11 protein-coding genes are annotated in these 10,870 nt (G+C 58.5%); 2 read left to right on the forward strand and 9 right to left on the reverse strand.

The genetic code is table 11. The annotated features are described in order from the left end of the window. Positions 1-26 precede the first annotated feature (26 nt). The 4 genes from ACLB1Z_RS01895 to ACLB1Z_RS01910 all read right to left on the reverse strand — a co-directional run bounded on the left by ACLB1Z_RS01895 (position 27) and on the right by ACLB1Z_RS01910 (position 3,538). Positions 27-257 (reverse strand): hypothetical protein, encoded by a 231-nt coding sequence (locus ACLB1Z_RS01895; protein WP_409561795.1) that lies wholly within the window; start codon positions 255-257, stop codon positions 27-29. Positions 258-412: 155 nt separating this feature from the next. After that, on the reverse strand, positions 413-1,423 hold the full coding sequence (locus ACLB1Z_RS01900; protein ID WP_409561796.1) for a glycoside hydrolase family 5 protein: 1,011 nt from the start codon (positions 1,421-1,423) through the stop codon (positions 413-415). Continuing rightward, positions 1,420-2,514 (reverse strand): acyltransferase family protein, encoded by a 1,095-nt coding sequence (locus ACLB1Z_RS01905; protein ID WP_409561797.1) that lies wholly within the window; start codon positions 2,512-2,514, stop codon positions 1,420-1,422. The genes ACLB1Z_RS01900 and ACLB1Z_RS01905 overlap by 4 nt, the downstream gene beginning before the upstream one ends. A 316-nt stretch (positions 2,515-2,830) precedes the next feature. Further along, a complete protein-coding gene (locus tag ACLB1Z_RS01910) occupies positions 2,831-3,538 on the reverse strand; it encodes a hypothetical protein (RefSeq protein ID WP_409561798.1) in 708 nt (235 codons plus the stop codon). Between the two features lie 215 nt (positions 3,539-3,753). Here ACLB1Z_RS01910 and ACLB1Z_RS01915 point away from each other — a divergent pair, with 215 nt between their 5' ends. Further along, entirely contained in the window at positions 3,754-4,887 is a 1,134-nt protein-coding gene (locus tag ACLB1Z_RS01915; RefSeq protein WP_409561799.1) for an OmpA family protein, read from the forward strand. A 69-nt stretch (positions 4,888-4,956) separates the two neighbouring features. On the opposite strand, the gene ACLB1Z_RS01920 is transcribed toward ACLB1Z_RS01915, so the two are convergent. Together ACLB1Z_RS01920 and ACLB1Z_RS01925 are read right to left on the reverse strand one after the other, a co-directional pair. Then, positions 4,957-5,679 (reverse strand): DUF2092 domain-containing protein, encoded by a 723-nt coding sequence (locus ACLB1Z_RS01920; protein WP_409561800.1) that lies wholly within the window; start codon positions 5,677-5,679, stop codon positions 4,957-4,959. 181 nt (positions 5,680-5,860) lie between these two features. After that, the gene (locus ACLB1Z_RS01925; protein ID WP_409561801.1) at positions 5,861-6,259 is read right to left on the reverse strand and encodes a cupin domain-containing protein; all 399 of its coding nucleotides are present in this window, start codon (positions 6,257-6,259) and stop codon (positions 5,861-5,863) included. A 268-nt stretch (positions 6,260-6,527) separates the two neighbouring features. Here ACLB1Z_RS01925 and ACLB1Z_RS01930 point away from each other — a divergent pair, with 268 nt between their 5' ends. Next, the gene (locus ACLB1Z_RS01930) at positions 6,528-6,968 is read left to right on the forward strand and encodes a c-type cytochrome (protein ID WP_409561802.1); all 441 of its coding nucleotides are present in this window, start codon (positions 6,528-6,530) and stop codon (positions 6,966-6,968) included. A gap of 44 nt (positions 6,969-7,012) precedes the next feature. On the opposite strand, the gene ACLB1Z_RS01935 is transcribed toward ACLB1Z_RS01930, so the two are convergent. The 3 genes from ACLB1Z_RS01935 to ACLB1Z_RS01945 form a co-directional block, all read right to left on the reverse strand. Beyond that, positions 7,013-7,264 carry a hypothetical protein gene (locus ACLB1Z_RS01935; protein WP_013950526.1) on the reverse strand — a complete coding sequence of 84 codons (252 nt, stop codon included), beginning with the start codon at positions 7,262-7,264 and terminating at the stop codon, positions 7,013-7,015. Positions 7,265-7,442: 178 nt separating this feature from the next. Then, positions 7,443-8,282 (reverse strand): alpha/beta fold hydrolase, encoded by an 840-nt coding sequence (locus tag ACLB1Z_RS01940; RefSeq protein WP_409561803.1) that lies wholly within the window; start codon positions 8,280-8,282, stop codon positions 7,443-7,445. A 340-nt stretch (positions 8,283-8,622) separates the two neighbouring features. Continuing rightward, positions 8,623-10,623: a M23 family metallopeptidase gene (locus ACLB1Z_RS01945; RefSeq protein WP_409561804.1), complete on the reverse strand. Its 2,001-nt coding sequence runs from the start codon at positions 10,621-10,623 to the stop codon at positions 8,623-8,625. Between the last annotated feature and the right edge of the window lie 247 nt (positions 10,624-10,870).

The raw sequence follows: 10,870 nt of genomic DNA on the forward strand, positions 1-10,870 counted from the left end.
AGTTCTTAATCAGAACTGGTCGCAGATTAACGTCTTACGCAGACCATTCTGCCGCTGGGCGTGCGGACGGCCCTAAAGCCGGTATGCCGTTTGCACCATCCCTGATTTTGCCCGCCCCAGATGCAGCGGCCGGTGACGCTGCTGCGATGGCGGTTCGGGCCGCAGCCACCAAGGGCGGCAGCGGGTGTGGCGGCATATGACAGATCGATGGCGATAAGTGCAGCAAGACCGAGTAGAGGCGCGAAAAGCTTCATCATGGCAAAGTCTCCGTTGGGACGTGCGATATTGATTATTTTGCGCACGTCATCGCCAGTTTCCCGCTGTTATCCTGAACTCGGGATTAATGCCGTTCAGTCGAATTGACGCGAGTTGAGACGGGAATGTCCGCCAACGATGCAGCCAGAGAAACGGATTATTTGTTCCCCTGCACGAGAACATCAAGCTGAGGGCGGTCGGTCCCGTTCTTGGGTTCGACCGAATACATATAATCGCCCCACCAGGGCCCAGCCGCCCAATACGTCCATCCGATCCAGACGTCCCGGTTGTCGGACATATACTTTATCAGCGCGGCGCCTTCGCGAAGGGCTGGCTCGGCGGACGAAAAACCGAACTCGCCAAGAAAGCCGCGCGCGTGATTTTGACGGGCCCATTCGGTGAAGGCCTTGAGCCGTTCGCTTCCCGATCCGGGGACGGCGTCCGGCGATGTGCCGGAACTGTTTGAGTCGAGATATTGATGAACGTCATAGGCGAAGTTGTTCTCCGGATCGACGACGCCGGTCATGACGCGCGCGTTCGGGGTTGTGGTCCACGAATGCGCGCCGGTCCAGTAGGAGCCCGGCACCAGCAGCAGTTGCTTGGCGCCGGCTTGGCGGATCGCGGCAATCCCGGCGTTCGCGGCCGGAAGCCACTCCTCCGCCGTCTGCTCGTGCGGCTCGTTCATGAGATTGAAGATAACGTTGGGCTTATCTTTGAGCCGCTTCGCGGTTTCCGACCATGCCGCGACGAACTCCTGCGTCGCTGCCGCGTCGCGTCCGATGAGGCCGGATTGGGTTCGGCCGAACTGATGAAAGTCGACGATGATAATCGCGTCGATGTTGGCGGCCTTGTCGATCAAGGCGACAAACTGCTTCCAGTCTGCCGTCGGCGTCGGGTCCGGAACGCCGCCTTCGAATTGGAAAAGTCTCTGCATCAGCACCGGGAGCCGGAAATAGCGAAAGCCCTTGGCGCGGAAATATTCGATCTCTTTGATCGTCGGGAAAACGTAGTCGAAATTGATCCGGCTCTTCTTTGCGTTGAGTTCCGCACCCGACAGGTTGACGCCGGTCATCCACGCCGCTTTGCTGTCTGCAATTGCAGGCGAAGCCGAAAGGCAGGCGATGGCTACGAGCGCAGCGCGCCAGATTTTCTGAATCGGAAATTTCATAAGACGGTATCTCTCGCGACAGGAAAAAGCCGGATGGACTTCAGCGCCATGGCCGGCTTCTCGATGAAGTGCCATGACAGTGAAGCCGGCACGAGGGTGGCAAGAAACGCGACGAGCGCTTGCGCCAAGGGATGCCAACCAGGAAGGAGCTGGATGGTCATTTGCTGAATAGGATAGGCGTAAATGTAAATTCCGTACGAGTAGTCGGGAAGCGCATCCAGTCTTGTCAGCACGCGTGCAGGGCGGAAAGCGAGCCACAACGTGAGCAGCGAAATCGCGGCTGCTGCAAAGATCGTGTTTGTCGGCGTGCGCATCAACGCTGCCGCAAGCGCGATCGCGATCACCACCCAAAGCAGTTTGGGGCCGCTTCGTTTGCTCGCCTGAAACCACCCGCCGATGGCAAACGGGACGAACAGGGTGAGGAAATTGGTCGCCTGCACCGGGATCGTGTGACCGAGCGCAGTAGGCACTCCATAGCCAAGAGCACACGCGAAGCCGGTGGATATGATCGCTCCCGCGAAAATTATGCCGGTCCGATATGATAAAACGAAGAGCACGAAAACGAGGAAGTAGCTCGCAACCTCATATCGCAGCGTCCACAGCGAACCGTTTGCATATGTGACGGCGTGATTCTGGAATGCTCCGGGAAGCGAATATTCAGTCGATAGCAATGTGCCCGAACCGAAGATGTAGCGAAGCGTCTGCCGGTCGGTGATGAATTGGCTGAAACTCAGCGTCGAAAACGCCGATATGACGAGCGCCGTCACCAGCGTGCAGACAATCAGACCCGGAAAGATCCGCAAAAAACGTGCTTGCCAGAATTCTAGAGCGGACCGCCGTTGCGCAGACGCGCTGATCAGATAGCCGCTTATTGTGAAGAACATCACGACTGCAGACCATCCAAGGTCCAGGCCTGTGAGGTGCGTGTAGACGCCCTGAAGATCACGCAGCCCATATGAGTGAGCCAAGATGACGGATGTTGCGGCAAGCCAGCGCAACGCTTGAAAGTTGTTTGCGTGGCGAACGGGATGCGATGTCGAGGGTGCCTCCCCTCTCGCATCAGATTGCTCGTTGGGAAGGGCTTTTTTCAAATCCGAAACAACCCCCGCTGTTAAATTGCTCGCAGAGCAGCCGCACGAAATTTGCAGCTCGATGTCTAATGAGCCATCGCGTGTTCAAGAGCCGGCGTTTCGCGCGGCGTGCGCATCGCACTCGGATTAGACAGGCATTAGACAGCGATGCGAATGCGGCGATTCATCTCCCGTACGCGTGGGGGTGCATGTGATCGCTGCATTCGTTTCGATGTGAAACAAGTTTTGATAAAACGCGGCAAAGTCTCACGTCGAACAGAAGAGAGGAAATGTGATGCTTTGCTCGCATTGCTCTCTCCGAGCTGTTCCAGGTTGATCAGGGTTTTGCGATTGGTTGCGGGAAGTCGAGCACTTCCTCGGTGTAGGTTTCGACAACCTGGCTGATCGGTCGGCCATCGGGAAGCGTCAGCACGGCCACGTGCTGAAGCACATGGTGTGGAACAACGAGTGGAACTCCGTCGTGCGGTTTCGTTAGGGTGCCGGCCATCTCCCAATTGTGCGGCAAGGGCGACCAGAGAAGCTTTGCGGAAAGTGTGTGCCGTCGAAACTTGAGCGACTGCGCAGCGCGACCGAATGCGATGTCGCTCGTCTCGAGCATATGATTGATCTCCGGAGTGAGGCGGCTTGGCACGTACCAGTTGTCCGCTTCGGAAAGCACATGGCCTCCGCAACTCAGACGGACTTGGCGATATCGGATCGGCTCTGATGGACTGACACCAAGTATTTGGCGTTGTTCGGCGGAGAGGGGCTTTTCGGCACCGTGGACGAACTCGGCGATGATACGCGTCGGCGGTGATGCAAGCCTGTGATCTTCGCACCAACGATCCAGAGTGAGCGTGGCGCTATCGTGGCTCAGAAGTTCGGAATTGAGTGTTTCGAGCAACGCCAGAGCCTCAAGGCGTGTGGTCGGCCCGTCCGTCCAGACGAAGTTCTTGCTGTTGTCGGCGATGGCGATATGAGAGGACAAAAGAGCCGTGACGGTGATGAACGATGAGAGGGCTACGGAACGTATTTTGGGTTTCATCAATCTCTCCTCGTCGGAGCCATAGTTCCTAGTCTTGGATGAGCAAACGCACCGTGACTGTCGGAAGTCCTGCCAACTTCGGTGAATGCGCGACGTTTGTTACTAGGGCTCGGCCAAAGCGGCGAGGGAAGGATTGCCGCGTAATGTCGTCAGATCCTTGCAAAGGCCCTAATAGAGTATGAAAATGCGCGCTTTCGCGTTGTGAGAGGCCTGCAATGCGCCGATGGGTTTTATTGATCGTTTTTCTGTGTTTGTCCGCGGGAGCTTTCGCCCTGGCGCAAGTCTTCCATTTCCGGCTACCTGGTGACGAGGTTTTCGAGGCTCACAAATCGGCTTCCGAGGCGGCGGCACCTGTTTCGGTCGCCAATGCTCCGGCAGCTGGATCAAAGGCCGATGCCGTCTCGTCAGCGTCGCGGCAGGCTGGAGCCGAACCGGACGATAAAGAGAAGAGCAAGAGCAGCGAAGGATCGGCTGGCGATGGCGTTAAGCTTGATCTTGCCGAGGTCTCGACGTCGGGTGCGACTTCGGTTTTTGCGGGACGTGCCGCTCCGGGTAGCTCAGTCACGGTGTTTGAAGGCGATGTCGCGGTGGCGACAGCCAAGGCGAATGACAACGGCGACTGGTCGCTTGCAACGGATCACAAGTTTGCTGGCCCCGATCCGAAGTTCAGCTTGCGGAGTGGCACATTCAAGATCGCAAGCGAAACGTCGGCCGAGGATAACGGCTCTCACGCCAAACCGGCGGCGGCGCTGCCGTCTCAGACAGCGGTGAGCGATGCCGCTCAGCGCGGGACGTCACCATCGCTCGCTCTGCTTAAGAATTTCGAGAACGTCGTCGCATCGGCGCGCGAGGAGGCTGCTGCGCAAGCGCAGACTGGAAGCTCGGTGACGGCGACGGCGACCGCGCCTCCTCCGGCATCGCAGAACAGCGGCGCCGTGCCGGAGGTTCAAGCATTGGCGTCGACGCCGCCCGAGGTTGCAAGTTCCGAGCATCCCCAGTCGGCGACGATACCCGTTCCGATGACCTTCATTTTCGACGAAGCGACGCTGACGTCCGACGGCGAGAAGACAGCAAAACTTCTGCTCGATTATGTGCAGCTGAAGAAGTTCAAATCCATTTCGCTCACTGGGCACGCGGATGAGCGCGGGACGGCCGAATACAACATGGATCTGTCACGCAAGCGGCTCGATACGGTTGCGGCGTACTTGCGCAATGGCGGCTACGACGGAGAGCTGAAACTGATCCCAGAGGGCGCGACGCAGCCATTCATGGGCATCGACCGCTCAAAGTTTTCGCGCGATGACCTGATGCAGCTCGACCGGCGGGTCGAATTGCGCAACGCCATGTGAGTACCGGAATGGGAATTGAATTTGCAGGGCGGCCGGCGGCGCGCAGCGCCGGCCGCTGATTTGCCGTCGTTACGGCGAGACCATGTTGAGATCGCCGACATCGACCTTCGTGCTGCCGGCCGGAGCCGTGAATGTGAAGGTGTCCGGTGAAATCTTCGGAGCGGCGTTCCAGTGGAACATGTTCGTTTGCGCCGGGCCGTCGACACTGTGATAGACGAGCTTGCAGAAAAGCGGCTTGTCGCCTTGCTCCATCCAGACCTGCCAAGTGTCGTCTCCGGATGCTCCGGTGACCGTAAACTTGTCGCAAGACTTGCCGTCGACGGACTCGTTGCCGGCGGCCTTGATCGTCGTGCCGTCGTTGCCGCTGACGGCCTCATGCACGACGCCCATGAAATTCAGGACTTGAGAGTCGATGCCGAGCTCGCCGGCGAAGAACCCGAACGCCGCTGAAAGCGAGCCCGGAGCGGCGTTCTGCGAATATTTCTTCTGTTGGGGATCGTAGATCGTCAGCACGGTGCCGTCTGAAATGACGACGTAGGTGTTGGCGTTGAGCGAGATGTCGGCGCGCAATGCGGTCGGCTGACGAAGGATAAAATGGCCAGTGCCGTGATAAAGCTCGTTGCCGTCGGAGGTGGCGTTGAATTTCGTCTCGAAATCCATAGGATTGTTTTGCAGGTAATCGTCAAGCTTTTTGAACGCGGCCTGCGCAGCGTCGCTCGTTTGTCCCTCTGCAACGCCGGTTGCGGCGAGCATCAACGCCAGAAATGGGTAGGCAAAAAATCGAAACGACATCTGCGTGTCTCCAAGGTTGCGCGTCTGATTTCCCCCGTCGCCTGTCAGTTTAGAATGCGGCGATGATCTCCCCATGGGTGGTCTCATCCCAGCGTTAATTTTGGGTGCCAATTTTCCTTGTTCGTCAATTCAATTGTCGAAAGTAAATGCCGTTTCTGCGGAAATATTTAAAAAGGGCAATTCAACCGGGGGGATATTGATCGTCGCCGACCTGTTCAAGCCAATCGACGGTTTTACCGTCCACCGACTCTTGAATGGCGATGTGCACCATGCTGTTGGTGGCCGCGGCGCCGTGCCAATGCTTCTCACCGGGCGGAAACCAGACGACGTCGCCGGGATGAATGTCTTCGGGTGGTTCGCCGTCGCGCTGCACCCAGCCGCGACCTGCGGTGACGATAAGGGTCTGTCCAAGCGGATGGGTGTGCCACGCTGTCCTGGCGCCTGGCGAGAACGTAACGATAGCGCATGCAACACGAGCGGGCGCCGTGGCCTGCACAAGAGGTTCGATGTGGACGTCGCCGGTGAAGTACTCTGAGGAACCGCGATTGTTCGGTCGCGAGCCGTTTCGCCGGATGTCCATCGGATACGATTTCCTCAATGTCGAAGTCGGAACTGAATTGCGCTGTGTCCCTAGGGGCGATGCCGTGCGGCGATGATCTAAACGATATTTCATGATTTGTGGAACTCGTGCGAATTGGGAACCGGAATTTTCATTCATATCTATTTTGAATGTCGTCTGTCGCTTGGGCGTTGTCGAACGCCGGTAGTCTTCGCATTACGCTGTGGGCTGTCCAATTTGTAAGGCGGCAAGCCGGAACCGAAACTTTCAAGGACGAGTTTTTACGGACATGAAAAAAATTCCGCTTCTCCCCCGCTCGCTTCACTCCGCCATCGTTCTTTCGGCTTTGGCCTTGGGTATCGGTCTGGTCGGCACAACAGCGTCGGTCGTCGCTCATGCCGACGATGACGATCCCGAACTTGCTTTCAATGGACATTGCCGCGAATGTCACGCTTTCGATAAGGGCGACAATCGTATCGGTCCCACACTCTATGGTGTCGTAGGCCGCAAGGCCGGCACCGTTCCAGGTTTTGATTATTCAGAATCTCTCAAAGACTCGGGCATCACTTGGAACGAGCAAAATCTCGACCAGTGGATTGCCAATCCGAATGCGGTCGTTCCCGGCAACAATATGGGCGCAATCTTCAGCGGCTTGTCCGACAAGAAACAACGCGCGCTGATCATTAAGTTTTTGGCGAGCGACACCAAGAAAAAGACGGGCGGCAATTAAGCCGCCCATCTTTTTTCCCGGATCTGTTCTAGAGGATTATTCGGCTAGTTGCGCGCGCGGTCCCGGCGGTAGCGCGCGCGATGGCGATAGCAGCGTTTCGCGCCGATCTTGCAGGCGATCTTTGGGCCTGCAGTGTAGCCGATGACGCCGCCTGCCACGAGGCCGACCGGTCCGAAAACAACTGCACCGGCAAGACCCCCAAGCGCGGCGTCCGTTACGCGTTCATGGGCGCTGGCGGCAACCGGCGCGACGATGATGCCGGCGGCAAGGACAAGACATCCTGCAAACGTCTTCATGATCTGCTCCCTCGTTGTCGTCCCCCGCGGACGGTATTGATTCCCAATCTATAGCATCATTTGCGATTCGGGCTTTGATCGCGCGCTACGTCATGAGAATCCAGAACGTGCACAAATGGTTCCGCATAAATGCAGCGATCGACAACGCTTTGTTGCCGATCGCTGACAATGCTTGTGCTCAGCTCTTCACGAACGCGAGCAGGTCCGGATTGATGACGTCGGCGTGTGTGGTCAGCATGCCGTGCGGAAAGCCCGGATAGACCTTGAGCGTGTTGTTCTTCAGCAGCTTCGCCTGCAGGAGGCTAGCATCGGCGTATGGGACAACCTGATCATCGTCGCCCTGCAGGATGAGTGTGGGGACGGTGATCGCCTTCAGATCTTCAGTCTGATCGGTTTCAGAAAACGCCTTGATGCCTTCATAGTGAGCCTTGGCGCTGCCCATCATGCCCTGGCGCCACCAGTTCTCAATCACGGCTTGCGAGATTTTCGCGCCGCTGCGGTTAAAGCCGTAGAAGGGACCTGACGCCACATCGAGAAAAAATTGTGCGCGGTTGGCAGCGAGCGCGGTGCGGAATCCGTCAAAGACTTCGATCGGCGTTCCGCCGGGGTTGGCGTCCGTTTTGACCATCAGTGGCGGAACAGCGCTGACGAGAACAGCTTTGGCGACACGGCCTTGCGGCTCACCGTACTTCGCGACGTAGCGAGCAACCTCGCCGCCGCCGGTCGAATGGCCGATATGGACGGCGTTTCTCAGGTCGAGGTGTTGAGTGACGGCTGCAGCGTCTGCGGCGTAGTGGTCCATGTCATGGCCTTCGCTGACCTGCGACGAGCGGCCGTGGCCGCGGCGGTCGTGAGCAATGACGCGATAGCCTTTTGATAAGAAGAACAGCATCTGCGCGTCCCAGTCATCGGCGGATAGCGGCCAGCCATGATGGAACACGATGGGCTGAGCGTCTTTCGGGCCCCAATCTTTGAAGTAAATGGTTACACCGTCCTTGGTGGTGACTGTCTCTGACATGGCGTGATCCTCTCACTGGGAAAAGGGAAGGGCGGGCTGAGACCTGGAGGAATTTCGGCATCCCGGCAAGCGGCGGAAGCGACATGAAAGTGCGAATGAGAAAATACGCCGGGAATTCGATGCCGAAATGCGAATTTCTATCGTGCGATCCATGTCATCGTGTCTTTAGCCGAGCGCTCTGCCGCACGATGGCATGCCGCTTTCATTTTCCCGGCGGGCGCCCGCGTTCGTTAGACGCGTCGATAAGCGAGAATTTTGATAGAGTTTAATTGGACGCGCGGCGGGCTCTGGCAAGCCAGCTTCGCTCGCCTGCGCGAGCGATCTGTGGTTTCGCAAGGCGCTATTTGTTGGCCGTCATAACGGGGGCGAGGCGCATCAGTTCTTCGACGCGGGCGCGCTCTTTCTGGAATTCGGCGAGGTCCTTGCCTTCGAGCTTGCGCTCGCGCGGCACCTGGATCGACATCGGATCGACGAAGCGATTGTTGACGAGCACCTCGAAGTGCACGTGGGCGCCGGTCGACAGGCCCGTCGAGCCGACGAAGCCAATGACTTGGCCTTGCCGGACTTTATCGCCTACATGGAATTTTCCGAACCGGCTCATATGTGCGTATGCCGTCTGGTAGCCATTGGCGTGACGGATGCGGATGTAATTGCCGTAGTAGCCCTTGCGTCCTTCCTCTTCGATCGTGCCGTTGCCGGCGGCGATGATGGGGGTGCCGATGGCGCAGGCCCAGTCGACGCCGGTGTGCATCTTCCGTGTGTTCAGCAGCGGGTGGAAGCGGATGCCGAAACCGGACGTGAGGCGCACGTCTTCACCGCGGACGGGCTTGCGGATGAGGAATTTTTTCGAGTCGTTGCCGGTGTCGTCGTAGTAATCGACCACGCCGTCTGACGAACGGAAGCGGTAGAATTTATAGACCGTCCCGCCGCTCGACAGCGCCGTATAGAGCAACTCGCCTGGCGGCCCATCGGGGGATTGATCGTCTTTCATGTCGAAAAACATCTCGAGCGTGTCACCCGGACGGACGCGGCGGCGGAAGTCGGTGTCGAAGGCGTTGATGCTCAAGATCTTCTGAATGGTCGCCTGCGGAATATTCTGCTTGCGCGCCGCATTGTAGACGGCGGCGTAGAGCGTCGCGCTCTGAGGATCGTCGTCGCCGTTGGCGGCGTGCTGAAGCTCTTCGTCGAAGGGGGGCTTCGACGAGCCGACGAATTCGCCGGCGGCGCTGCGGCTGACGGTCACGAGATGATCGTGGCCGTCGGAAAAGATCGAATACCGCGCCGGCTCCATCTTGTTGGGATCGGAGAGCGAAGGAACCAGCGTGATGCGGACTTCTTGGCCAGGAACCAAAGCGTTTTCGGAGAAAATGCTGTGTCCGGCCTCGATCATGCTGTGAACGTCCCATTCTGGCGCGCCGGCCTTGGTGAGAATTTTGGCCAAGGTATCTTTGGGGCCGACAGAAACAACGATGACTTTGCCGCCTTCGAAGTCGTCGGTCGGCTCATCGGGGGCCTCCGCCGATTTGTAGATGTCGGTCGTGTTTAAGTTGTCCGTCGTCGAGGCTTTCGGCTGCCAGCCGGCGTCGGCGTCGGACGGCGGGCTAGCCCCACCGCCGTCGAGCGGCGCGCCGGAGCCGTCACCAGTGTAGCCGGCGGTATCGCTTGTCGCGCTACGCTCGACGATATCCTGCACTTCCTGCGTATCGAGTTCCTGGCCGTCTTCCTGAGGCAGTATTCCGCCCAGCAGTTCGACGACTTTCGAAGAGACGTCGGACTTCGATAGTCCGCTGCCGGCGCTTTCGTCGGCGTCGGGCTCGGATGGCTGACTGCTGCCGTAGAGCTTGAAAGGATTGAAGGGCGGGATCTCGTCCCGTTGGTCGGCGGGTACCGGGGCCAGGCGCGCAACGATGCGGGCATAAGGCTTCTGGCGAACGTACTCGCGACTGTCGCGACGGCTCTTGGAGGACTCGTGGATGATGTAGCGGGTCGAGAGGGCGCCGGTCGTCAGCTGGAGGCGGTCCGATTTGGGCATGACCCACTTCAGTCCGTCGGCATTTTTCGGCGTCATGGCGACCTGCGGAACGAGCGCGCCTTCGCCGATGCTTTTCAGGGTCGGCAGCAGCCCGTCGTTCAGATGGTCGCTGTCGGAGGAGCCATAAACTACGATGAGAATGGCAATAGCGCCGATGGCGGCGGCCAAGCACGTGCTTAAGATCCAGCGGAAGCGGCCGCCTGCTCTTGGCTCGGAATTCGTCTCGGCTTCATAGATCTGCTGAAAAAAGCTGCCGCCGCGCCCGCCATAGGCGTTTGTCGGGAAGAGAGTGATCTCTTCCTCGGTCACAATAGTGGTGACCTCCTTGGTGGCCGGAGCCTTTTTTCGACTTTGAAGCACGTGCAGCAGCCCCCCACAGCCCTGCAAAGCGATCTCTAACGGCGTTCAAGGCGGCAAAGCTTGCCGCCATTCGGCGTCCGGCGCATCTGAAAACGCGCGTCGCGGCCGACTTGAACGTCAAAAAGAACGGTGTGACCGGGTCACGGGACGATTTTCGCGGTTCCGGGACACGGTAAACGACGTTGATTGAGGTTCT

The sequence above is a fragment of the Hyphomicrobium sp. MC8b genome, from assembly GCF_905067615.1.
Taxonomy (GTDB): Bacteria; Pseudomonadota; Alphaproteobacteria; order Rhizobiales; family Hyphomicrobiaceae; genus Hyphomicrobium_B.

Excerpts from the sequence above, each read along its gene's own strand:
- ACLB1Z_RS01895 (WP_409561795.1), bottom strand. The coding sequence starts at position 257 with ATGATGAAGCTTTTCGCGCCTCTACTCGGTCTTGCTGCACTTATCGCC.
- ACLB1Z_RS01900 (WP_409561796.1), bottom strand. The coding sequence starts at position 1,423 with ATGAAATTTCCGATTCAGAAAATCTGGCGCGCTGCGCTCGTAGCCATC.
- ACLB1Z_RS01910 (WP_409561798.1), bottom strand. The coding sequence starts at position 3,538 with ATGAAACCCAAAATACGTTCCGTAGCCCTCTCATCGTTCATCACCGTC.
- ACLB1Z_RS01915 (WP_409561799.1), top strand. The coding sequence starts at position 3,754 with ATGCGCCGATGGGTTTTATTGATCGTTTTTCTGTGTTTGTCCGCGGGA.
- ACLB1Z_RS01920 (WP_409561800.1), bottom strand. The coding sequence starts at position 5,679 with ATGTCGTTTCGATTTTTTGCCTACCCATTTCTGGCGTTGATGCTCGCC.
- ACLB1Z_RS01925 (WP_409561801.1), bottom strand. The coding sequence starts at position 6,259 with ATGGACATCCGGCGAAACGGCTCGCGACCGAACAATCGCGGTTCCTCA.
- ACLB1Z_RS01930 (WP_409561802.1), top strand. The coding sequence starts at position 6,528 with ATGAAAAAAATTCCGCTTCTCCCCCGCTCGCTTCACTCCGCCATCGTT.
- ACLB1Z_RS01935 (WP_013950526.1), bottom strand. The coding sequence starts at position 7,264 with ATGAAGACGTTTGCAGGATGTCTTGTCCTTGCCGCCGGCATCATCGTC.
- ACLB1Z_RS01940 (WP_409561803.1), bottom strand. The coding sequence starts at position 8,282 with ATGTCAGAGACAGTCACCACCAAGGACGGTGTAACCATTTACTTCAAA.